The sequence below is a fragment of the Candidatus Williamhamiltonella endosymbiont of Tuberolachnus salignus genome, from assembly GCF_964019775.1.
GTDB lineage: Bacteria > Pseudomonadota > Gammaproteobacteria > Enterobacterales > Enterobacteriaceae > Hamiltonella > Hamiltonella defendens.
In genome coordinates, this window is record NZ_OZ026471.1 from 755154 (window position 1) to 776651 (window position 21498).

Genomic DNA, 21498 nt, shown 5'->3' on the forward strand with positions numbered 1-21498 from the left:
AAAAAATCAAACATTTTCAATTGAGGTTTTCGCCTTATATTTTAAATCTCTTATTGAGTTAATAATATAAATGTTCAAATTCGCTTGGGAGTTGAGATGCAAGAAATATTAAATGTGCTCCCTCTGGTGACCGATATCCAGCTTTTAAAAAGCTCAAATACCATTGAGTTTATTTTAGATAACGTCCAGGCCCAGGCAAAAGATTATCAACATTCTGTTTGTGTAGGATTGCTTTTATGTGAAGAAAAGATTTTATACGATGTCATCTTTAAACATATAAGCTTACTATTCGCCTCCTTGGAAGAGGCACAAGATTACGGATTAGAGCTCAGAAAGAAACATTGGTGGTTATGGTGTCGAGCTGATGGTGATATTGGGACCAATGTAGAAGAGATGGCATCCATATTAGATCAACTATTATCTTTTAGACATTATCTGATCTCACTGATATCAAATCATTCTAAAAATTGATGAGAACTTTTTGGTCATCATTTCAAGATGAGTCTAAATCGGATGATGAATCTGAATGATATTTCCCTCTTTATTTTCCCGTTTAACTATAGTTGATATTATTCGGGATAATTTTCAAAAAAATAAATGCGATATCACAATGAAAAAAATCATCAGCCTTTTTATCTGTTTTTTGTTAAGCAACCCCTTTTTAAAGGCACAGACCATTCATTGGAAAGGTGCCCCGTTTTTTATTTACACTCATGGCATCTCGCTTGGAAAACTTCTAAAAGAAATCGGGCTTAACTACGGTATTCCTGTGATCGTAAGCCCCGACATTACTGACACTTTTTCCGGCGAATTAAAAGATAAAACCCCTAATCAAATGTTAGATGAGTTATCCACTCAATATAATTTGACGTGGTATTTTGATGGTGATGTCATTTATTTTTATAAAATTCAAGATATTAAAAAGCAGATTCTGTCTTCTGGTGATTTACCCATCAAAGCATTAATTAAGTATTTAAAAAATAGCGGCCTCCCTAATGGGAAAAATTGTGCCTTAAAAGCCTTGACTCGTCTTAATACAGTAGAAATCAGCGGTGTGCCTGTGTGTATTGAGCGTGCAACCCAGTTAACCTCATTATTAAATACACAACGGCAAAATTATAATGACAATAAACAAGCCGTCCGGGTGTTTTCACTGAAGTATGCTTCAGCCACTGATACCACTTATCAATATCGTGATCAAAAAGTGACTTTACCAGGATTAGTGAGTGTTTTACGTGACATGAATTCACAAAATACCATCGCTATAGGAGAAAATAAAACCTCTGGCAAAGATCAATCTTTAGGGTTACCCCTATTTTCGGCCGATCCTCGTCAAAACGCCCTCATTGTGAGGGATAGAGTGGTTAACATGCCAATTTATGCCAGTTTAGTAAAACAACTTGATGTTCGCCCGATTGAAATAGAAATTTCAGTCGCGATTATTGATGTTGATGCCTCGGATATAAACCAGTTAGGTATTAATTGGGAGGCTTCTGCGTCTCTGGGCGGTGGTAAAGTTTCGTTTAATAAGGGTTTTATATCCAGTGATGACGGTGGATTTTCTACCGTTGTGGGCAATGATTTCATGGTACGAATTAATGCGTTAGAACAACATTCAAAAGCTCGGGTTTTATCGCGTCCTTCTATAGTCACTCTAAACAATATTCAAGCGGTGCTGGATAAAAACGTGACATTTTATACGAAATTACAAGGGGATAAGGTGGCAAAACTAGATTCAAGAACGACGGGTACCCTGATGCAGGTCACACCTAGAATGATTAAAGATAAAGGCAAAGAAGACGTACTATTAAATCTCGATATTCAAGATGGTCAGCAGAGACCTTCTATTAATAATACAACCGAAATACTACCTCAAATAGATAATTCTCAAATTACGACTCAAGCAGTTCTTAAACCTGGACAAAATCTTTTATTGGGAGGATTTATTCAAGATAGTCAAAAAGCTTCAAAGCACAAAATTCCTTTATTGGGAGACATTCCTTTAATTGGAGGACTATTTCGTAGTTCAAGCAAACAATCCAGTAGTGTTGTCAGATTATTTTTAATAAAAGCTGTGCCGGTGAAGAATAAAAGGCAATAAAATATGAAAGCACAGTTTAAAGTACGCTTATTGAATGGCATATTGAATGGCCGTGAAATTTTATTGCCAGAAGGCATATTTACTTTCGGAGAGCAGGATTGCGATATCTTTTTAGTATTGCCAGATGCTCATATCCTGACACTCAAAATCGAAGAAAATGAAATTTTCATGGAGGCTCAATGTCAGGTTTGGGTCAATGGTGTTGCGTTTGATTTAAACCATCCTTTGCCGCTTCATCAGGTGATTGAAGCAGATGGCATTTATATGCTCTTGGGAGCACATGACGATACTCTTACTGCGATGCCTTTACCAAGGCGGGTTGATCAAAGACCCTCTCTATGGTTATCAGTATTAGCGCTCATTTTATTATTCACTTTTTTAGGGGGAGTGTATTGGCTTTCTTCTAATAAGAATAGGCTTTTAAAGCACAGTGAAAAGAAAATGATTGAATATCAATCGACAAACATCGCAAGTCAACTGGCAAAGAAATTAAACACATTAAAATTAAAAGAAGTGAAGACTATTTGGCAGCCTGATGGAAGCGTCATTTTAAATGGATATTGCCAAAATTCTGATTTAATAAAAAATGTACAGAACTTTTTGTTGGCGAATGAGATCGCATATCACAATAATCTGATCTGCGATGATCATTTAATGTTAAGTGTAAAAAACGTTTTCCTTCAATTTGGTTATCCTGACGTTGAGGTCAAGCAAGGTAGTCTTCCTAACACGTTGGTAATTCATGGATTAATTCAATCAGGGCCAGAATGGGCAAAAGTGCAGGAAGCCCTTTCATCTATTGCAGGGTTAAAAGGATGGAGCGTTGTTAACAATCAGGGCGAACAAATTAAGTTTTTGATACAACAATTAATGGAATCGGATCTGCTGGGTTATTTAAGCATGGAGCAAAATAAACAAAATATTGTGATGAGCGGTTGGCTTTCTTCTGAACAGCAAAAAAAATTAAATGAAATGTTAGACAATATTCATCAAAAAGATCCCACTTTTCCCAAAGTCATTTATCAAAATATTCCTGTATTCGATCAATCTGCACAGATATTACCCTCTCCTGTCATGAGCTACGGTGGTAATATTAAATCTGTATTTATTGATTTAGAAAACGGACAGCGTTTACAAGTAGGCACAGTATTATCGAATGGATATAAAGTTATATTCATAGGCAAGCAAGGAATACAACTCATCAAAGGAAATGACATGATACATATTCCTTTAAATTTTTAATTTTTAGACGTTATTGAGAACATCATTTTTATGGCCACTATCACTTATCTTGAAGACTCATTAAAAAACTGTCCTGAACAATTACAGTCAAAATTAGATGAATTGGATGAAGCAGAGGTGACACTAAAATCCGCTTTATCTTCACCAAAAACCCCTGAAGAATATGAAGGGCTACAAAAACTTTATGATTCAGTATTAAGTGCTAGAAAAATCATCAAAACATTGTCTTATCGTTATCACAAAAAAAAACCAGAAAATCTTTTTGATGACGATCAATTTAGTTAGAAAAATCCAAAAATTGAAAGACGAACTCACAAAAGAGGTCTAAATTACTTATAAAATAAATTAAATGAATTTTTTTAAAAAAAATATATATTTAATCAATAATTAATATTAATATTTAGTGGTCAAAATTAAATCACTAGGGAGTGTATATTATGAATATGCAGGTTATGCCTGATTTAGTTAATCTGGTTAATGAAAATAAGGCTTTTTATGCTGAAAACAGCGACAAAACTATTCCAGCCAAGGGCGCTACCGAAGGTATCCAAAAGCTCACAAAAAATCAAATGGGGCGTCTAGAAAACATTTTAAAACAATTGATTCATTCAGTAGAACATGAACCTGTTGATGTTGGTAATAAATTACAGGAACTGCTGACTCTTGCAAAAGAAAACATCTCTAATAAAGATGACTTTAAAAAATATATAAATGATTTTAAGCAATTCATTAATCAGCATAAAGAAGCAAAAGCTAATAAAGAAGCAAAAGCAAAAGCTAAGGCTGACGCGAACATAAAGCTGGTTGCTTTAGCGGTTGAACATTTTCTAAAAGAAGTCGATCCCAAGCGAATCAACAAAAACATGTTGCTTTTCGAGAAGCAGCTCCATGAAATAGCGCTTTCAGGACACCTTTCAGAAATACAGCACAAAGAAATCAGAGAGCAAGCGCGAAAACTACATAATAAACATATATCACCTACAAGAAATAAACGTAGTGTTTTTAATGAGCCTGACCTTAGTGATGATTCTGATGATAATCCCCAGGATTTTAATCATAAAGATATATCTTCTATTCCTATAAGAAATAAACGTAGTATTTCTAATGAACCTGCCCCTGGTCCTGATCCGTATGATAATCCCAACGATGTTGAGGGTAGAACTCTTTTAAGCATGTTATCCAGTGCGCTTCATGATCCTAATATAAGTATGTGGATGTTAATGATATTGCTCTCAATGTGCGAATACAATGCGAGTGCTTCTGGCGCCCTTCATATAGCGGAAAATCAAAAAAAAGCATTAGAAAGACAACAGGCAGCTCAGGAATTAAGCAATCGAGTCAATGAGCTTGTAGATGAAATTCCGCCCAGTGATGCTACTAAAAAGGAAGATTTTACTAAAGAATTAATTGAAAAGGCCGAAGCATTAGGTCTTCAAGTTGACGGTAAAAACATTGTTGAGTATCTAAAGAATCAAACGTCAGATGGAAAAGGTGGTTATCAGATTTCGAGAGATTGTCTTGATGCCATAAAAGGTGCTTCTGATCAAATTGTGTCTGTAGCAACTCAAGTTTCTAGTGAGGCTCAAATAAAGGTTTCTCAGCAAAATAATACAGCATCAAACTGGATGAACCTGGCAAAAACAATGGTATCTTCTTTGGGTCAACTATGCAGAACCATTATGAGCTCTTAGTCACCTGCTTAAATAACAAAATTATCTTAAATAGAATCCATGACTTTATAAAAAATCATCTTAAATGTTTGAAAATGCCGGGGGTGTCATATGGTTGCAGAAATTGATGTTAATCAAACAAAATATCATGGCTTTCAAAAACAAAAAGAGGTTGGTACCTTAACTTCTTTTATAGACAAAAAGAAAGAAGAAAAAACACAGGAACAAGAACTCAAAAAAATATTAAAACAATTAAAACAACGCTTTGTTAATTTTAATTTAAAATCAGAAAATTTAATTTTGATATTAAAAAATCATACATCGCAAACTGAAGCAGTCAACTCTCTTGAGAAACAATTAAAAAATCAAAGTTTGGCCCCACACGAACGACAAGAAATCATCTCCAATTTATTGCCTCATATAAAAAACTTTTTTAATCATTCAAATACTAAAAACGATAAAGCAATTTCACAAAGATCTGCAATAAAAAAATCTTCAATAGAATTAAAAGACAAAATCCCTACTGCACTTGATGCAATAAAAGGGGCAAACCATTTGCTCGATTCTATTTCGGATTTTTGCAATCTTTCCCATGTTTCGGACTTAATGGGTGCTTCCCCTGAAAAGGCAAAGGAAGCCATCAAAATGACTCTTTACCAATTGCATTCTTTAGGTAAGGATCTTGATTCTTTTTCTTCTAATAAGGATCTGGTTAATCTTTTTTCCCGTTTAAAAACACTTCATTCAAATTTACTATTACTTCAAAACACTCCTGATTTCTCTGTTAATAACAACCATGATGCGTATTTAAATTTCGGAAACAACATTATAAATAACAATTTGAGTTTTCAAAATATAATGATCGCCGTCTTTTTGCATTATCAACAAGTTGTTATAAATAATATGTCATCACAGAATCAACAAGACAGGGATAATCTTAAACATCAAAAATTATTAATAGATTATGAGCACCAAAAATTAGTAGATATGATTCATCAACAACAAGAACAAATTAAAAAAAATGAAGAAAGAAGCTGGTGGGATAAATTAATAGACGTTATCGTTAATGTGGTCCAGGTTATCATTGGTGTAGTAGAAGTTTGTATCGGAGATGAAGTCTCTGGTGCGGCTAATATTCTTGCAGGTGCGTGCGGTTTGGCAAAAGATTTATGTCAAATTCTGGAAGCCTGCCATATTGGTAATAAGGAGGCAGAAGATAAAGCAATTGAAGTCTTAACGGGTTTATCAACGTTTTTTCAGTTTGTTGCACTAATGACTGATATATTTTCTGTTCTCTATAAGCCCGCTAAATTACTAAAAGAAGGTGCAGTAAAACTCATCAGAAAGGGAGGTAGTGACGCTCTTGCAGATGCTGCTAAAGTTGGATCATCCCGATTGGCTGAAGCCGCCGCAGAAGGCATGGAGAAAAAGGGGATCAAATTACTTGAAGAGAGAATGGAAAAACAGCTTGGAAAAGAAGCAGAAGAGTTTATCGAAAATCTTTCTGAAAGGTTTAACTTTAACCCGGAGGAAGGAGGAATTGAGCTGAAAAATATGGCGTCGGGTGAGGGTGAAGAGGCTGAATTTGCATTCGAGGACATTAATGCTAAACCAAAAAATATCCAAAAAAATATCGATCGAGCAACAGAATTTTTTGAAAAATCAAAAAAACAAATCATAAACCGCATTAAGCAGAACGTAATGAAAGCCGCTAAGCAAGCCGCCAAAGATGGAGAAGAAATCACACAAGAAGCAATCAATCAGATTATATTAATGTCAGTATCTAAAGAAATCGAAAAAACGGCTTTCAGATCATTCAGATTTGCAGGGTATCGTGCAGCTCAAGCCTTTGTTGAAGCATCAAAATTAACATTTGACGGTATCATAGAATGGCAAGTCACAGGCTTAACATACGAACAGGAAAAAGACGCTGCAGAAAGAGAGATTTCTAAAAATGAGGTCGATAATACCAAAAAAAGGACAGAACTAAACCAAAAAAATCAGCAAAATGAAGTGAAATTTCTTCAAGCAGAGCAGCAAGAAACCATTAAATCGTTACAGCAGGTGGGGCAGCTGAATGACTTAATAATGGGTGGGTAATTAACTAGTAGGCCACTCACCATAAATAAAAATCAGGAGATCATTATGAATTACAATACCGGATTAACTCAAACTACTTCAAACTTTTTTTCTGTAAACCCAGAGAAAGCTTCTCCAACTTTTGAAAACGATCAAAGTGATAAATCAAAATTAAAGGAAGAGCGACCAGGATTTTCCAGCGTTATATTGAAGACTATTGAAGAAGAACTGAAAGTGAATGGTAAAAAAGTCAAGCCTGACCCAGAGTTAATAAAAATAACAAAAAAAATGGAGGAAGAACTAAACAGTATTCCTTCAGCCACTATCGAAGGAAAGAATAAATCACAAATAAATGACAAAGATATAGAGCCTATGGCAAAGATATGTTTAAAGTATGCGTTCCCTATCGTAAAGATTCTTGAAAAGTCTGAAATCAGTAATAATCCTAAAAACGGTATCATTTTAGATAAAGATAATCTAGATACTATCAGTAAACGTGTACATGACATAGCTAACGGGCCTTCAGATAACATGGAGCTCGTCATGTTACAGCTCATGATCATGATCATGCTGGTGGCATTAGAGACTTTAAAAAAGAACTGCATGGACCTTGAGCTGAAAGATAAAAGCCAAATGCGTAGATGCGAGCTCATGCTGGCCTCAGCAGATGAAAAAGCAAAAGGAGGTTATATTGATAGTGGTTGCAAAATTTTCGGGGGCTTACTTGGGGCGGTATGCTCATCTTATGGTATGGCAAAAGGAAATGAGTTGGGTTCTATTGCCGGTCATGCTAGCAGTGGTGTGTCTGGTCTTGGTGGCATCGCCAGTCAAAATGATTATAAGCAATCAAATTACGACAATGCGTTTGCTCAAAATGCAACTGACATGGTTCAGTCAGCTGACACTATGTTTCAGAATAACCAAAAAATAGTGATAGACCTCTTGACCACTTTATTGCAATTTATGAAAGAAATGATGCCTCTGCTCTCTCGTTTACTGCATGGAGGGAGTTTTGTCGCCGGCGGTTAATGAAAAATCGGCGGTTGTTTTTTTCATATAATAGAGCGACTTTGTATAAAATATACTCGATCCATTTATCACCCATAGAAATAATAAACTGATTACTATATGATAAACACACTCCCGATAGGGGGGGCAAAACAAACTTTTTGAGGAATCAAATATGAAAAAAACATTAGCATTCATTATTGCAGTGACGATATCTTCCACTGCTATTGCTGCGGAAGGTTCTATGTTGAAGCAACCCAACCCTACGGAAGTCACTTCTAAAGTGGCGTCTTCAGCAGTGACTTCTTCGACGGCTGATTCAGCGGGTAATATCAAAAAGACTAAAATTGAGAAGTATCATAAAAAAACTGAAAAAAAAAGGATGAAAAAAGATTCTAAAAATAAGCCGGATGCTAATATGAAAAATATGGAAAAGGACAACGATGATAATATGAAAAAAGAGAGCAATTTTAATATGAAATAATCCATTTTTTTCTGGTTTAAAAAAAATGCTCATTTAGCATCACATTCCTTATTACCCTATCTTTAGGTCACATTGCATAGTTTAACCGATTGGCCGAAAAGATAATTTAGGATGGTTTGTAACACAAACCATCCTTCCCATAACCTCTCTCAACCCACGCGGCCTACTTCATTAAAGTTAAACAACCCGAGAGTTAGAGCTTAAGTCGAACGAATCGTTTTGCTTATAAGGCCTTTCTGAGTTTTAATTTGCTTTCGACTCAGCCTGATGTATGGAAATGCCATGCTTTTTTTGTATTTCTTTTATTTTTTCTCTTTCGCTTGAATAAGATTGAATCACTTCTTGAAGCTTTTCTTGTTTTTTGCTTGAATTTTTAAGCTCTTTTAAAACGTTCCCGAATACGATGAACCCAACAATGGCTCCCCCTATTATTACAGCCGGTACGGCTCCAATAGATGCAAGCAATAAAATAACAGTTGTACCAATTCCGGCAACTACCCCTGTGCGCGTGAAAGTTGATGTCATTGCTGCTGAAAAGCTTTTCCAGAAAGTTTCTTCTCTGGGAAGAGAGTTGTTTATTAAATCGAGTCTCTTCAAAGCCATGCTTGTGATTTTATTTATGCATTCTTTCTTTACTTCTTTTGGTATATCTAGATTAGAGATCTGAATAACTTTCTCATTGATTTTATTTCCATTTTTCTCAATTTCTTCTTTGTTTATTTTTTTTGTTGAATTAAAAATGAAATAATCTTTTTTATCTAAAATTTTGTCTACAATGTCTGGAAAACTCAACGTCTGTTCGCAGTTTTTGAGTTTTGATTCATAATTCTTTTTTAAAGAATCATTTATTGTAATCTTCGTTTTATCCGAAAACCCTTTGATCTCTTTGTTAAATTCTTTAACACGATCTTCTTGAACTTGATCTATTTTTTTGCTGAATTTTTCAAGTTTTCCAAAAGAGTTGAGATGATCAGTATCAACCTTACTTATTTCTTCCTGTAAGATTTTTTTATGTTTTTTAAAAATTTCTTTAGTTTTTACATCAGTTATATCAGTTATTATTGCAGTTGTTTTTTCTGGGAATCGCTGCGCTAACAATTTACGTAACGACGATTCATGATCCATAGAATTTTCTAATAATTTTTTTAAAATAGCATCTATTTTTTCTTCTGTAGGCTCTTCATTCCATTTATATGGATTTTGAGTATCTTTTGTTTTTTTCAAAACATCATTATATTCATCTAATTTTTTATGTAGTTTTTCTTGATGATCTTTGTCTTTCCCATATTGATTCAATACTTGTAAAAGTCTATCACTATTGATATTAAGCTCAGGATGACGTTTAGAAAATTCTGATTGAAAATGAACTAAAAGTTGATTCAGCTGCGACTCTTTTTTTGGATGCTTTTCTAATAATGCATTTACAATAAAACAAATATCGTTGATATCTGGATTTTTCTTCCATTTAATTTTTTCTTCAAAATTATTCTTTTCTATTTTAATCCAATTATTACCTAATATATCTTCTAAAATTTTTAGATGACTACCACCATGGCTCAATTTTTTAATGGGGCTTTTTGTGGATGTATTGGCATATTCATTCAATATCCTCAAAAGTTGATCGTGCTCTTTAACTATTGTCTCTTCATTAAGAGGATTCTCAGCTGGCTGAGTCACTAAATTATGATTAACATTGTCATCTACATCATTGAATAAATTGCTATTAGTAGAATCATCAGACTGAGAGTCAGGCGTATTATTTTGATTATCTTCACTGCTGACCAATTTATTTTCTTGAGTAGCAGGAGATATTATTGATATTGTATTTTGTGTTGTATCCTGAGTTATTGTATCAGTAGAAAATGCAGGCACTTCGGGAGTTTTTTCGGCATCGTTACTATCACGTGAATTTTTTGTATAAGTATATGAAGTTAAATTACTTTCAGCAACTTTGATTTGTTCATTAACCGTGTTTAAAATGGTACGCAAACTCGACTTAAAAAAACTACAACTTTCTAAAGCTTCTCCAATGATTTTTTTAAGTTCACTCAGATCTTTAGGCTGTTTATGTTGAGACCATGCGACTTTGTTGCTATCTGTTATAATCAGAAAATCTTTGAATCTGTCTTTTACGTTGTTCTGACGAACTGTTCTGTGTTCATCATTTATATCTAAATCATTTATATATTTATTTAACTTTTTAAATAAAGTTAGCTGAATTAAAGCAACATCAAGACTAAGTCTTGATTTATCAGTCTCAGATTGTGGCTCCCCATTTAATTTAACCTGATCCGCTTTATTTTGAGAAAAAATACCCTTGTCTGTATTTTTAGCAGTAAGCCTCTTTTTAGAAATAGCACTTGCCCCTTTTTGTTTGGAGGAGTCTTGACTTTTTAAAAAAGTAAAAAATTTTAAATTCATATTTGAAACTGTTGATTTTGGCATACTGACCTCTTTACTAACTTAGTATGAATTGCATTATTAAAATATATTTTAAGTTATTCCTTTTTTAAAAGGCGATTTTTAAAAAAGTGATTGGTTAATATTAAAAATATTTTTAACTTTACAGTAACTTGAAATTAAAAAAAACTTGAAGGTCACAAATTGATAGAATAAGGAAAAAACAATCAAATTGATATTTCATTGGGATTGATCACATCGATCAGGTGCTTTTTTTAAAAGAACCTGAGCCTTGATACGTGACACCAGACACATTATCTATTTTTTGATTCATTTAAAATATGAGGTATACACCGGATATTCCCTTTTAGAAAAAATCGATAGATTGTCAGCATTAATACTTAAACGAAGGGGAAAATAATGCAATCAATACAATTTATTTTATTTCTTAAAGCCGGCTCATTGAAATGCTCTGGTGAATATTATGATGTTCCTTCTGGAAGTTTGGTTGTTTCAGATGAAAGTGCTGTCGCTTCTACTGTTGATGGTTATCATTTAAAAAATATTATATGCTATTCGGCTGATTTATTACCGATTTACAAAACACTGACACAGCATTCATCACAATCAAATTCATTTCAACGTTTTGCATTTGATCGCTGTAAAATATTGTCTCTTCAAAAAAATATTATTCAAGTCACTGAACGACTTATGAGCATTCAACCTGGAATGTCGCTTCGATTTATTTATCTTTATTGCCTGGGTTTGGATAGTGAATATTTTTATAATTTGCTGAATTTGATGGTCGGCAATAGCAATGAGTTGCTAGAATTTTTTGAACAAAATAGTCTTAATGCGTGGAGTGTTTCACGCTATGCCGAAGAACTAGGTGTATCATCACGAAAATTGAATTTCTTGTTTTATCAAAAGTTTGGAACGTCCGTAAAACAGTGGCTATTAGACAAGCGTTTAAAAAAAGGATTAGAATTGCTCAAGTCGACTCGGCTACGTGTCTCTGATATAGCGATGGAGTGTGGTTTTAGTAATCATGCTCATTTTTCAGACAGTTTTCGTCGTCGCTATCAGCATTCGCCTTCGCAATTGCGTACTTTAATCTAAAATTAGGAGAAAACCATGAATATTGAATCCTTGATAAATGCTCTGTCAGATAAAATGTCAAAAGTTTCTCAAGATTTAAAAGCCAAAGTATCCTCTACTGACCTCAATAATCCTGGCCACATGGTAAAAATGCAGTACAGCATACAGCAGTATAGTAATTTAGTGAGCATTCAGAGTTCATTAGTTAGAGTATTTAAAGATCTTTTTAGTTCGATTATTTCAAAAATATGACGATACTTTCAAAATCCTGTCGCCAGCTGATCGTTGAAGCCGCTATTGCTGGCCTCAACCACAATTTTTGTAAAGAAAGTCGTGCAATCATGGAATCTCTGCCTTTTTTAGTGCCTGATATTAACGTCCGTTTAACTTGTCATGCCTTATTACTGCATGGTCTTGGCGAAACTCAAAAGGCAATCAATTTACTTAAAGACAGTTCATTAGAAGAAGCCATAGTGCTTCGAGAAATATTTTTAAATGTTGAAACATAAAAAGATAAAAAATCAATGTACAGATAAAACATTATTTTGGAGCTATGACTATGACCACTGAACCTATTATTGCGTTAACTGAGCATCTACAGAACGTCCAAAAAGATAAAAAAACGCAAGGAACTCCTGAACAAATTAATCGTTTTTTTGATCTCCTTTATAATAAAAAGCCTGTAACAGATACCCCTCAAGATGCACTGGGTATTCAATATGGTGTGGCCCGCGCAACAGTAAAAATTGATTTAGATGCTAAAATTGCGGGCGTTTTGGGGCAAGGAATTAATAAATTAGTGAGTATGCAATGAGGTCTGTAAGACGTATTTTTTATATATTTTTAATAATACTGTCTTTAAGCGCTTGTAATGTTCAACTTTATTCCGGATTAGCGCAGTCTGAAGCCAATCAAATGTTGGCGTTGCTGATGCTTCACCATATCAATGCTGAAAAACAGCAAAACAAAGATGGCACCGTGACTGTGAATGTTGACCGTAAGCATTTTATCGATGCAGTCGAGCTATTACGCCAAAATGGCTTCCCTCGCAGAAACTATGTCACTGTGGATAAAATATTTCCTTCAAATCAACTGGTGACTTCTCCTGGGCAAGAACAGGCCAAGATGGTTTACATTAAAGAGCAGCAGTTAGAAAGCATGCTAAGCCATATGGAAGGGGTGATTCGTGTTGATGTCAGCATCGCTGTTGCCGCACCTTCAAACGATAAAAACATGAATCCCAGTTCTGCCTCGGTATTTATGAAATATTCTCCTGAAATCAATTTAGAAATTTATCAATCTCAAATTAAAAATTTAATTCACGATGCCATACCCGGCATTGATTACTCAAAAATCAGTATATTAATGCAGCCTGCCAATTTTCGATTTACTCCTAAAAAAATAACAGAGGCAGACAACTTACAAAAACAGGAACAATCACATTCTGCTCTGGAATGGCTATTAGAGCACATTAAAGTCATACAGATGATTTTGGCTGGTTTGGCAGGAGTGGTAGCCGTATTGTCAGTAGTGGGCTGGATAAGGTATTTACGAAAATGAAAGACCAAAATGAACCTGTTTATCCCAATTTCGATCAAAAGTGTGGGGGTATTAAGACCATTTCGAGTCAGCTTTTACATTTACATCAACTGGCCTGGCAACCCGCTCGTTTTGCTCATCCTTTATGGTTAACCAAAGCAGGTTTAAAAGCGCAAAGCTACTGTTACGGGAATTCTCCTGCTCTTGATGCAGCTTTGAACCGTTATCTCATTCATGTGCGGAACTTTCCTCTCGAACCTCTCCCCGCTGTTTTAACAGATCAACAAAAGTCAGATTTATTGCTGGAATCTCGTTTAAAGAAACTCTGTATGGCGTTAGGCCTTATCAGCTTAAAATGCGTAGAATATCTAAGGATAGCGCATTATCGTCAGGCGTTTCATCCCACTCTTAATGAAACAGATATGCGTCAACTTTTAGGGATTGGCTGTCCATCTCAAAGTGCTATCAGCTTTACTCCCGATTTATTACCAAAGATAGCCAGACAGTTGGGTTATGGCATTTTTCATTCGATAGAATCAGGTAATTTAATTTGGCGTGCATTCTCTATTCTTTTGCCACCTTTACCTAGAGCCATTCATTTTCCTCAAGCACGTCTTTGGCTCGGACGTTTGGAGCGCCTTTTATGAGTAATCCTTTTCATATCAGCATCAAGGAATACAACAGTTCACTGCCAATCGGGCCTTACATCCCCTCAGAATTTTTAAAAAAAATTGACTGGAAAGAAACAATAGAAGAACAAGCTCACAAAAAAGCCAGAGCGATCTTACAGCATGCAGAGGAAGAAAAAACAGCCATATTGAGGGAAGCTCAACTAGAAGCAGAAAAAATAAAACAAAAGCAACAGGATAAATTAGAAGCCTCGCTCCTTGAACGACATGTGAAATGGTTATTAGAGAATAAAAAAATCGAGGACATTTTAGTAGAAAGTGTTCGCCAAAATATTATACAAGCTATCACCACAGTCATCAGAAGTTGGGCTGGCCAGCAATCTATTGATGAAATCCTGGTGGCCCGTTTGGCCGATAAAGTGGAGAAGTTAGCAAAACAAGGCAGCTTAACTTTAAGGGTACATCCAAAACGCTTATCCCCTGTATTACATGAAACCTTCGCTCATCGTTTACTTTTATCCGAAGACGAGACTTTGGATGTCAATCAGGCCATTTTGGCTTCTCCATTACTTTCAGTAGATATTTGCCTGGATCGTCATTTATCAGAATTAATCATCTGGATAGAAGCCGCATCAGAGGGGATAGCGTCATGAGTACAATCAACAGCCATCATTCACTCTTGATCAATGATATTGATCATCGTCAGTCAGCTGAAAGTGAAAAAAAAACCACAATTGCTCACCAAATATCTCCTGGCAGCTCTGTCATGGAAGCCATCTTCGAACAACAGGTACAATTAAGCAGTCAAACTGAAACGATAGAAATGATGGGGCTTAAGATAGGAGAATATTACAAACAGCTGAAAAATACGCGCTCTGAAAGAAGTAAAAACCTGCTACTTCAATTCATTGAGAGCCAAGGCAAAGATGGTTTCAATGATTTACTAAAAAAAAATTTATCCCATCATGCCAATTCGGATTTACTGTTGGCTCAACAAATATTACAAACTGGTTTTTTATTAACACAGCAGGGGCATAACCCTTTGCGGCGGCGCCAATTATCAAAGCAACTCGCAGATTTAATGGAGCAAGAAGGTTGGGAAATTTCCTTATTTGGTCTATTAGAATTTAATGACATGCCCACTGAAAATTTTTCGCGCCTAAGACGCCTTTTTCAACAGGTGATAGATGATGAAGAATATTCCGTGATAAATTTTTTTGAAAAAATAAAAGAATGGGCAGATCGTAAGCGTAGGATCAGAGTCCTTTTACGTGCCATGGCATTTGAATTAAATTCACAGCCCGCTCCAGAGAAAGGGCGGAGGCTAAAAATAATGATCGATCGATTAAAACGCCTTCTTCTTTTTCTCAGTCTAGATGAGCGTTGTGAAGTGATGGCATCTTGTTATGGGTTAGAAGGTGATGTCTTACTATCCCAAATATTAGAGATAACCGCTCAATCCTGGGTCTTCAAAGATTGGCTAGAAGAGCGTTTAGATGATGCTTTCAATTTAGAGAATCTACAAAAGCGCGAATTGATTTTTGATTTAACCAGGCTTTTTAAAATCATGCCTGATGGCTGTTTTACTGATGATGATCATCGTGAACAAATTTTAGAAGCGTTTTCTTCTTTTGAATGTTGAACTTTAAAAAGTGGATATCAATCTCGTCGTCACTCGTAACTTGCAACTGTTTGTTCGACTAGCTCAACTGCCTTGTGAATCGATTGAATCCTGTATGGAATGGAGAATCGGGCAACGGGTCGTTTTTTTAGAGGTCCGCCAGCAAAGAGTATTATTAACAACAGGACGTTTACAGGAATATGCACACAATACTCAATTATTTGATTTACAAAAGCGTTGGCGTCTCGAACGTTTCCAAGGTATACCGCAACGTATCTATTTATTAAATGCAGGTGTTATGGTCAGCTGTTGTTTTGATTTTTCATCCAGGGCTGAGCTCTGGTATCAAATTTATTTACAGCAATATGTATTATTGCGATCTCTGCCAGGCACATGGTCATGAGAGGAGATAAAATAAAAAAAGCGCTGGCTTTACTGTTAGAGCGGCAAGATATTTTTTTAGCGGTCATGTTGCTTGTCGCCATCTTTATGATGATTTTGCCATTACCCACAGAATTGATCGATGTCTTGATTGCCGTCAATCTGGGGCTTTCTGCTATTTTACTGATGATTTCTATTTACATTCGGGATCCACTTGAATTTTCAGTATTCCCTTCTTTATTGCTGATCACCACTTTATATCGCCTTGCCTTAACCATCAGTACCAGCCGTTTAGTATTACTACAGCATGATGCAGGCGAAATTGTTGAAGCTTTTGGACAATTTGTTGTGGGCGGTAATCTGACAGTAGGTCTGATTATCTTTAGCATTATTACTGTTGTTCAATTTATCGTCATCACAAAGGGCTCAGAACGGGTTGCTGAAGTGAGCGCCCGCTTTTCTTTGGATGGAATGCCCGGTAAACAAATGAGTATTGATGGTGATTTACGATCAGGATCTATCGATTCGGCTGAAGCGGGGAGACAAAGAGAACGAGTTCAAAAAGAAAGTCGCTTGTTTGGTGCGATGGATGGTGCGATGAAATTCGTTAAAGGAGACGCAATTGCAAGTATCATCGTGATTTTGGTCAATATTATTGGTGGCATTTCGGTTGGGGTTTTTCAACACCAGATGTCTGCGAGCGAGGCATTACAAACTTATGCGGTTCTCTCTGTCGGGGATGGTTTGGCCTCTCAAATCCCTTCCCTCCTGATTTCAATCACTGCCGGGATTGTGGTAACACGAGTACCAGGGAAAGAAAGAAAAAGTCTTGCAAATGAATTAGCTAATCAAGTGGGCAGGCAACCTGAAGCTTTATGGATGGCCGGAGGTATTTTGCTCGTATTTGCATTGATCCCAGGTTTTCCTTTTTTCGTTTTTGCTTTGTTGGCTTCTCTTGTTGCCAGCCCCGCTTTTCTTGTTTATCGCAAAAAAAAGAAGCTCGGCCAATCTGAATCTATGGGTTTGAATGCCGACGGGGAACCTCAAAATGAAATGAAGCCAGGGGCTGTGCCTTTACTGCTACATTGTGCGCCCAATTTAAACCGCTCTAATCTCAAAACGGAAATTGATTCACTGCGTTTACGTCTTTTTGAACACCTTGGCCTACCAGTCCCTGAGGTCGTTGTACATATCAATCAACAATTAGAAAAAAATGGTTTATCCATCAGCGTCTATCAGGAAAGAGTATTAGAATTGGTATTAGCAGAAAATGAATTGCTGATCGAACGGCCTCACGCCGAATTAACAGTACGCCATCAAAATTTAAGCCGACGTATGGGCGAGCTGTATTGGATATCTTCTGACCAAAAATCACAGGCAATAAGCTTGAAGATCACTTTTTTTGAAGGGGACGAACGCATTATTCAATGCTTGAATTATGTGTTTGAGCGCCATTCTTCTGAATTTATCGGTGTACAGGAAACTCGTTATTTAATGGATGCTATGGAAAAAAATTATGCGGAACTGATAAAAGAGTTGCAGCGTCAAATGCCGGTGAACAAAATTTCAAATATTTTGCAAAAACTGGTACAGGAAAACATTTCTATCCGCGATCTGCGAACCATTTTTGGCGCAATAGTGGAATGGGCACCTAAAGAAAAAGACAATGTGATGTTGACCGAATATGTCCGTATTGCGCTTAGGCGTCATATCTGCCAACGTTTTAGCCACAGTAAAAATTATTTGACCGTATTTCGTGTAGGGGAAGGGCTAGAAAATATTATTCGTCGTTCTATTCGTCAGACTTCTGCAGGCGCTTATTCAGAGCTCAATGCAAAAAAATCCACTCTCATTTTAAATAAAATTAAAAAATCCATTGAAAATAAAACGGGTATTTTATTACTAACCAGCATCGATGTACGCCACTACTTGCGTAAAATGATTGAACATGATCTCTTTTCATTACCTGTCTTATCTTTTCAGGAAATAGGCGATGAAATGCCGATTAAAGTAGAAGGCATGGTCGAATTCATTGGAGAAGAGTTAAATGAGTTTGAATAAAATTCATTTGCCAGATGTCTCACCAGTGAGTGAGCGCCTGAAAAAAAAACTGGATTTTACGATCCCTGTACCCAGTGGCGCTGTTTATAGAGGACCGATACTGAATGTTGGACGCACCTTAATCAAGGTGAGTTTACCTGGCGTCAGAATGGGTGAACTCTGCCGAATAGAGCCGAATCGAATTTTAGCAGAAGTCGTTTCTATTGAACAAAAAACAGCGCTTTTATCTCCTTTTTCATCCTGTGATGGCCTTTATGCAGGTCAATGGGTTTCTCCTTTAAAATATTCTCATCGAGTCCCTGTCAGCATGTCCTTAATGGGGCGTATTCTCAATGGATTAGGTCATCCCATCGATGATGGTCCTGGCTTGGGTTACCATTGGCGTTCATTAGACAACGCCCCTCCTGATCCTCTGAAGCGTAAACCCATTACAGACCAACTTGTCACAGGTATTCGATCATTAGACGCGATATTATCTTGCGGAGAAGGTCAAAGAATCGGGATTTTTGCAGCAGCAGGGGTAGGAAAAAGTACTTTACTTGGGATGCTGTGCGATGGCAGTGATGCTGATGTGATGGTATTGGCACTGATTGGAGAACGAGGCCGAGAAGTTCGCGAATTTTTAGAGCAAGTACTTACCCCTAAAGCCCGACAGCGTACCGTTGTGGTCGTGGCCACCTCAGATCGACCTGCTTTAGAACGCTTAAAAGGGATTTATACGGCCACCACCATTGCTGAATATTTTCGGGATTGTGGTAAAAAAGTCGTATTAATGGTGGATTCTCTCACGCGTTATGCCAGAGCCGCGAGAGAAATTGGTTTAGCCGCTGGCGAGCCACCCGCTGCTGGCAGTTTCCCTCCAAGTGTATTTGCTCAAATGCCGCGTTTACTTGAACGAACAGGAAACAGCGATCTTGGAAGCATTACCGCATTTTATACCGTACTGGTAGAAGGTGATGACATGAATGAACCTGTTGCTGACGAAGTGCGTTCTTTACTAGATGGACACATTATATTATCCAGAAAATTAGCCGGAGCGGGTCATTACCCTGCGATTGACATTGCGGCCAGTGTGAGTCGAATTATGCCACAAATAGCCTCTTCCTGGCACTTGGAAATGGCGCAAAAATTGCGATTCATATTGGCGCGTTATGAAGAAATTGAATTATTGGTACGAGTGGGAGAATATCAAAAAGGGCAGGATTTAGAAGCAGATGATGCCTTAAAACGATACCCAGCTGTTTGTAACTTTTTGAAACAGAAAGGAGGTGAGCATTGGGCATTAGAAAAAACATTAAAAATGCTCGAACAAACAGTGATCTCGTGACCCTGGTTCGTCTATTAAATCTAAAAAAAAATAGAGAACAAACTTTACGTCGCTGTATTTCTGGAAGCATCAAAACACAGGAAAATTTAAAAAGGCAAACTGAAGGTTGCCGCATCAAGCGTGAACAAATATGTGAACAATTAAAAGAATTGACACACTGGCAGGGTGTTTTAGAGGCTAACGAATTTGCTGAACACAAGGAATTGTTTCACTCATTTTATGAGCAAGAGCGTGAACAGTTATCAAAAAGAAATGAATTTTTGATGCAATTGAAACAGGTTGGAAAAAAACTTCAAGAACTTCAGCTTTTGTTAAAACTCAATTTAATAAAACAAGAAAAATTACGGATACTTATTAAAGATGAATCGAATTCATATTGAAGGTGCCATTCCCTTACCTCCACCAGAAAAGGCACGTCGTCAATCAAAAGACGGACAAGATCACGAACAAAAGAAAAAGCATTTTCAACATTTATTGCAGCCCTCCTCTCCTTCAACTCAATTAAAAGAAGATCTGAACCCCTCGCTTTCTCCTTTAGGAGAACAATGGGCAGATTATCATATTGTATCAGGAGTACTTACGGGTACCGTGATCAGAGTCAGTTTTGCTCAAAAAGGCTTTGTCGTGAGATTAACCTGTCCTGGCGATATAGTAAAAAAACGAGTGCTAGGATTACGTAAACGTTGGGAGAGGGAATTAGTACGTATAGGCATACCCTGTTTTTTGGAGGTCAGTGATGCTACTACAAGTCCTCCCTGAATTTAAAGCATTAAGCGCTTTAGTAGGAAATGGCCGGAAAAAAGAAGAAGTGACCGTCAACATGAGAGTGATGGAAGGCCCGGGGATTTATTTTTCAGTGATGTTAAACGAATTACCCTGTGGCCTTTGGTTATCCGAGCAACAGTGGTCATCCTGGTTAGAATCCATCATTTCTGTTGCCTCTCCAGATTGCTTGCATCCTGATTTGTTGATGGGTATCTCCGATTGGACTTTATCTTATTTGCCTAACTTATTTCCTAAAATGACATTGGGCCATGATATACCTCGTCCAACCAGTATAACAAAACAATGGGCTGTTGTTTGTAATTACAAAATAAATCAACAGGAATTTGGTTTTGTGCTGCTAAATTGGTCTGCTCATTTTTTGCTTGAAACCTTGGCAGATTGGCATTCTGTTGATAAGGAAAAAGAGTTTTATGATAAAAATAATGATAAATTACAGTATGAATGCGGACTAGTCGCAGGATGGTGTCGCTTATCTGTATCTCAGTTGAAACATATTCAAGTGGAGGATGGCTTAAGGTTACTGGCCTGTGCCGAACTGGATCAAAGCTGTTGCTGGATGTGGCCAGAGCAGGGTTCCCAATTTTATATCAGCTTAAACGAAGGCAAAACTGTGACGATAAAAGACATCAATGACGATATTGACACTTTTTTAGAGTTAGATTCCGATACAGAGTCAAATGACTTTTCTTATAAAGCGCCTTCTGATGAAGACGCTTCGGATGCATCATCGCCTGATGTTATTCCTGAATTTGAAGAAGAGCCAAAAAAAATCTCTTTAAATGAATTCACACAGACTTTGGTGATGGAAATTGGTCGTATTAACATACCAATCCAGGATCTCAAGCAACTTTCTGTTGGAAAAACGTTAAATTGTAAAACAAGCTTTTATGGGGAAGTGATGATCCGTTTAAACGGCCGGAAGATAGGATCCGGTAATTTATTGAGCTGTGACGGAGAATTGATTGTTCGTATTGAGCAGTGGTTATTGGATAAATAGGGTTAGAAGTTTATCAATTCATCTCTCTCAATAGCATCATTTATAAAAAATGCCTTTTAAAAATAAATCACCCCC

23 protein-coding genes are annotated in these 21498 nt (G+C 36.5%); 22 read left to right on the forward strand and 1 reads right to left on the reverse strand.

Annotated features, from left to right (window positions below):
* Positions 1 to 96 precede the first annotated feature (96 nt).
* From AACL23_RS03555 to AACL23_RS03590, 8 genes are all read left to right on the forward strand, one after another.
* On the forward strand, positions 97 to 471 hold the full coding sequence (locus tag AACL23_RS03555) for a type III effector protein (RefSeq protein WP_339050176.1): 375 nt from the start codon (positions 97 to 99) through the stop codon (positions 469 to 471).
* A gap of 139 nt (positions 472 to 610) precedes the next feature.
* Positions 611 to 2101, forward strand: coding sequence for an EscC/YscC/HrcC family type III secretion system outer membrane ring protein (locus tag AACL23_RS03560; RefSeq protein ID WP_100097060.1), 1491 nt, complete (start codon positions 611 to 613; stop codon positions 2099 to 2101).
* Between the two features lie 3 nt (positions 2102 to 2104).
* Positions 2105 to 3343 (forward strand): type III secretion system inner membrane ring subunit SctD, encoded by a 1239-nt coding sequence (gene sctD / locus AACL23_RS03565; protein WP_012737884.1) that lies wholly within the window; start codon positions 2105 to 2107, stop codon positions 3341 to 3343.
* Between the two features lie 30 nt (positions 3344 to 3373).
* The gene (locus tag AACL23_RS03570) at positions 3374 to 3628 is read left to right on the forward strand and encodes an EscE/YscE/SsaE family type III secretion system needle protein co-chaperone (RefSeq protein ID WP_095033798.1); all 255 of its coding nucleotides are present in this window, start codon (positions 3374 to 3376) and stop codon (positions 3626 to 3628) included.
* 152 nt (positions 3629 to 3780) lie between these two features.
* Positions 3781 to 5034 carry a type III secretion system protein gene (locus tag AACL23_RS03575; RefSeq protein WP_339050182.1) on the forward strand — a complete coding sequence of 418 codons (1254 nt, stop codon included), beginning with the start codon at positions 3781 to 3783 and terminating at the stop codon, positions 5032 to 5034.
* A gap of 90 nt (positions 5035 to 5124) precedes the next feature.
* Positions 5125 to 7113 carry a type III secretion system protein gene (locus AACL23_RS03580; RefSeq protein ID WP_235661247.1) on the forward strand — a complete coding sequence of 663 codons (1989 nt, stop codon included), beginning with the start codon at positions 5125 to 5127 and terminating at the stop codon, positions 7111 to 7113.
* A gap of 45 nt (positions 7114 to 7158) precedes the next feature.
* Complete coding sequence (locus AACL23_RS03585) at positions 7159 to 8121, forward strand: type III secretion system protein (RefSeq protein ID WP_100095982.1); 963 nt, start codon at positions 7159 to 7161, stop codon at positions 8119 to 8121.
* Between the two features lie 154 nt (positions 8122 to 8275).
* Positions 8276 to 8584, forward strand: coding sequence for a hypothetical protein (locus AACL23_RS03590; RefSeq protein ID WP_171967579.1), 309 nt, complete (start codon positions 8276 to 8278; stop codon positions 8582 to 8584).
* A gap of 243 nt (positions 8585 to 8827) precedes the next feature.
* Here AACL23_RS03590 and AACL23_RS03595 read toward each other — a convergent pair whose 3' ends face one another.
* Positions 8828 to 11029: a hypothetical protein gene (locus AACL23_RS03595; protein ID WP_339050187.1), complete on the reverse strand. Its 2202-nt coding sequence runs from the start codon at positions 11027 to 11029 to the stop codon at positions 8828 to 8830.
* Between the two features lie 375 nt (positions 11030 to 11404).
* On the opposite strand from AACL23_RS03595, the gene AACL23_RS03600 reads away from it, so the two are divergent.
* The 14 genes from AACL23_RS03600 to AACL23_RS03665 are packed head-to-tail and all read left to right on the forward strand — an operon-like array spanning position 11405 to position 21423.
* The gene (locus tag AACL23_RS03600; protein WP_012737876.1) at positions 11405 to 12103 is read left to right on the forward strand and encodes a helix-turn-helix domain-containing protein; all 699 of its coding nucleotides are present in this window, start codon (positions 11405 to 11407) and stop codon (positions 12101 to 12103) included.
* Positions 12104 to 12118: 15 nt separating this feature from the next.
* Positions 12119 to 12334: a type III secretion system needle filament subunit SctF gene (gene sctF / locus AACL23_RS03605; protein ID WP_012737875.1), complete on the forward strand. Its 216-nt coding sequence runs from the start codon at positions 12119 to 12121 to the stop codon at positions 12332 to 12334.
* Positions 12331 to 12591 carry an EscG/YscG/SsaH family type III secretion system needle protein co-chaperone gene (locus tag AACL23_RS03610; RefSeq protein ID WP_012737874.1) on the forward strand — a complete coding sequence of 87 codons (261 nt, stop codon included), beginning with the start codon at positions 12331 to 12333 and terminating at the stop codon, positions 12589 to 12591. Before sctF ends, AACL23_RS03610 begins: the two co-directional genes overlap by 4 nt.
* A gap of 50 nt (positions 12592 to 12641) precedes the next feature.
* The gene (gene sctI / locus AACL23_RS03615) at positions 12642 to 12896 is read left to right on the forward strand and encodes a type III secretion system inner rod subunit SctI (protein WP_100095980.1); all 255 of its coding nucleotides are present in this window, start codon (positions 12642 to 12644) and stop codon (positions 12894 to 12896) included.
* A complete protein-coding gene (gene ssaJ, locus AACL23_RS03620) occupies positions 12893 to 13642 on the forward strand; it encodes an EscJ/YscJ/HrcJ family type III secretion inner membrane ring protein SsaJ (protein ID WP_012737872.1) in 750 nt (249 codons plus the stop codon). Before sctI ends, ssaJ begins: the two co-directional genes overlap by 4 nt.
* Positions 13639 to 14268 (forward strand): type III secretion system domain-containing protein, encoded by a 630-nt coding sequence (locus tag AACL23_RS03625; protein ID WP_339050192.1) that lies wholly within the window; start codon positions 13639 to 13641, stop codon positions 14266 to 14268. Before ssaJ ends, AACL23_RS03625 begins: the two co-directional genes overlap by 4 nt.
* On the forward strand, positions 14265 to 14903 hold the full coding sequence (locus AACL23_RS03630; RefSeq protein ID WP_012737870.1) for a type III secretion protein: 639 nt from the start codon (positions 14265 to 14267) through the stop codon (positions 14901 to 14903). The genes AACL23_RS03625 and AACL23_RS03630 overlap by 4 nt, the downstream gene beginning before the upstream one ends.
* Positions 14900 to 15892, forward strand: a complete 993-nt coding sequence (locus AACL23_RS03635; RefSeq protein ID WP_012737869.1) for a SepL/TyeA/HrpJ family type III secretion system protein — start codon at positions 14900 to 14902, stop codon at positions 15890 to 15892. Before AACL23_RS03630 ends, AACL23_RS03635 begins: the two co-directional genes overlap by 4 nt.
* A 10-nt stretch (positions 15893 to 15902) precedes the next feature.
* The gene (locus tag AACL23_RS03640; RefSeq protein ID WP_339050196.1) at positions 15903 to 16274 is read left to right on the forward strand and encodes a type III secretion system apparatus protein; all 372 of its coding nucleotides are present in this window, start codon (positions 15903 to 15905) and stop codon (positions 16272 to 16274) included.
* Positions 16271 to 18313: an EscV/YscV/HrcV family type III secretion system export apparatus protein gene (locus AACL23_RS03645; RefSeq protein ID WP_422389621.1), complete on the forward strand. Its 2043-nt coding sequence runs from the start codon at positions 16271 to 16273 to the stop codon at positions 18311 to 18313. Before AACL23_RS03640 ends, AACL23_RS03645 begins: the two co-directional genes overlap by 4 nt.
* Positions 18300 to 19640, forward strand: a complete 1341-nt coding sequence (locus AACL23_RS03650; protein WP_422389622.1) for an EscN/YscN/HrcN family type III secretion system ATPase — start codon at positions 18300 to 18302, stop codon at positions 19638 to 19640. Before AACL23_RS03645 ends, AACL23_RS03650 begins: the two co-directional genes overlap by 14 nt.
* The gene (locus tag AACL23_RS03655; RefSeq protein ID WP_100095977.1) at positions 19589 to 20020 is read left to right on the forward strand and encodes a type III secretion system apparatus protein; all 432 of its coding nucleotides are present in this window, start codon (positions 19589 to 19591) and stop codon (positions 20018 to 20020) included. The genes AACL23_RS03650 and AACL23_RS03655 overlap by 52 nt, the downstream gene beginning before the upstream one ends.
* Positions 20001 to 20399, forward strand: coding sequence for a hypothetical protein (locus AACL23_RS03660; RefSeq protein ID WP_095033788.1), 399 nt, complete (start codon positions 20001 to 20003; stop codon positions 20397 to 20399). Before AACL23_RS03655 ends, AACL23_RS03660 begins: the two co-directional genes overlap by 20 nt.
* A complete protein-coding gene (locus AACL23_RS03665; RefSeq protein ID WP_100095976.1) occupies positions 20377 to 21423 on the forward strand; it encodes a YscQ/HrcQ family type III secretion apparatus protein in 1047 nt (348 codons plus the stop codon). The genes AACL23_RS03660 and AACL23_RS03665 overlap by 23 nt, the downstream gene beginning before the upstream one ends.
* Positions 21424 to 21498: the final 75 nt, after the last annotated feature.

Coding starts and splice junctions, on each gene's coding strand:
- AACL23_RS03595 (WP_339050187.1), bottom strand. CDS start 11,029: ATGCCAAAATCAACAGTTTCAAATATGAATTTAAAATTTTTTACTTTT.
- sctI (WP_100095980.1), top strand. CDS start 12,642: ATGACCACTGAACCTATTATTGCGTTAACTGAGCATCTACAGAACGTC.
- AACL23_RS03635 (WP_012737869.1), top strand. CDS start 14,900: ATGAGTACAATCAACAGCCATCATTCACTCTTGATCAATGATATTGAT.
- AACL23_RS03560 (WP_100097060.1), top strand. CDS start 611: ATGAAAAAAATCATCAGCCTTTTTATCTGTTTTTTGTTAAGCAACCCC.
- AACL23_RS03630 (WP_012737870.1), top strand. CDS start 14,265: ATGAGTAATCCTTTTCATATCAGCATCAAGGAATACAACAGTTCACTG.
- AACL23_RS03625 (WP_339050192.1), top strand. CDS start 13,639: ATGAAAGACCAAAATGAACCTGTTTATCCCAATTTCGATCAAAAGTGT.
- ssaJ (WP_012737872.1), top strand. CDS start 12,893: ATGAGGTCTGTAAGACGTATTTTTTATATATTTTTAATAATACTGTCT.
- AACL23_RS03665 (WP_100095976.1), top strand. CDS start 20,377: ATGCTACTACAAGTCCTCCCTGAATTTAAAGCATTAAGCGCTTTAGTA.
- AACL23_RS03645 (WP_422389621.1), top strand. CDS start 16,271: ATGAGAGGAGATAAAATAAAAAAAGCGCTGGCTTTACTGTTAGAGCGG.
- AACL23_RS03660 (WP_095033788.1), top strand. CDS start 20,001: ATGAATCGAATTCATATTGAAGGTGCCATTCCCTTACCTCCACCAGAA.
- AACL23_RS03585 (WP_100095982.1), top strand. CDS start 7,159: ATGAATTACAATACCGGATTAACTCAAACTACTTCAAACTTTTTTTCT.
- AACL23_RS03580 (WP_235661247.1), top strand. CDS start 5,125: ATGGTTGCAGAAATTGATGTTAATCAAACAAAATATCATGGCTTTCAA.
- AACL23_RS03650 (WP_422389622.1), top strand. CDS start 18,300: ATGAGTTTGAATAAAATTCATTTGCCAGATGTCTCACCAGTGAGTGAG.
- AACL23_RS03570 (WP_095033798.1), top strand. CDS start 3,374: ATGGCCACTATCACTTATCTTGAAGACTCATTAAAAAACTGTCCTGAA.
- sctF (WP_012737875.1), top strand. CDS start 12,119: ATGAATATTGAATCCTTGATAAATGCTCTGTCAGATAAAATGTCAAAA.
- AACL23_RS03555 (WP_339050176.1), top strand. CDS start 97: ATGCAAGAAATATTAAATGTGCTCCCTCTGGTGACCGATATCCAGCTT.
- sctD (WP_012737884.1), top strand. CDS start 2,105: ATGAAAGCACAGTTTAAAGTACGCTTATTGAATGGCATATTGAATGGC.
- AACL23_RS03600 (WP_012737876.1), top strand. CDS start 11,405: ATGCAATCAATACAATTTATTTTATTTCTTAAAGCCGGCTCATTGAAA.
- AACL23_RS03590 (WP_171967579.1), top strand. CDS start 8,276: ATGAAAAAAACATTAGCATTCATTATTGCAGTGACGATATCTTCCACT.
- AACL23_RS03575 (WP_339050182.1), top strand. CDS start 3,781: ATGAATATGCAGGTTATGCCTGATTTAGTTAATCTGGTTAATGAAAAT.
- AACL23_RS03610 (WP_012737874.1), top strand. CDS start 12,331: ATGACGATACTTTCAAAATCCTGTCGCCAGCTGATCGTTGAAGCCGCT.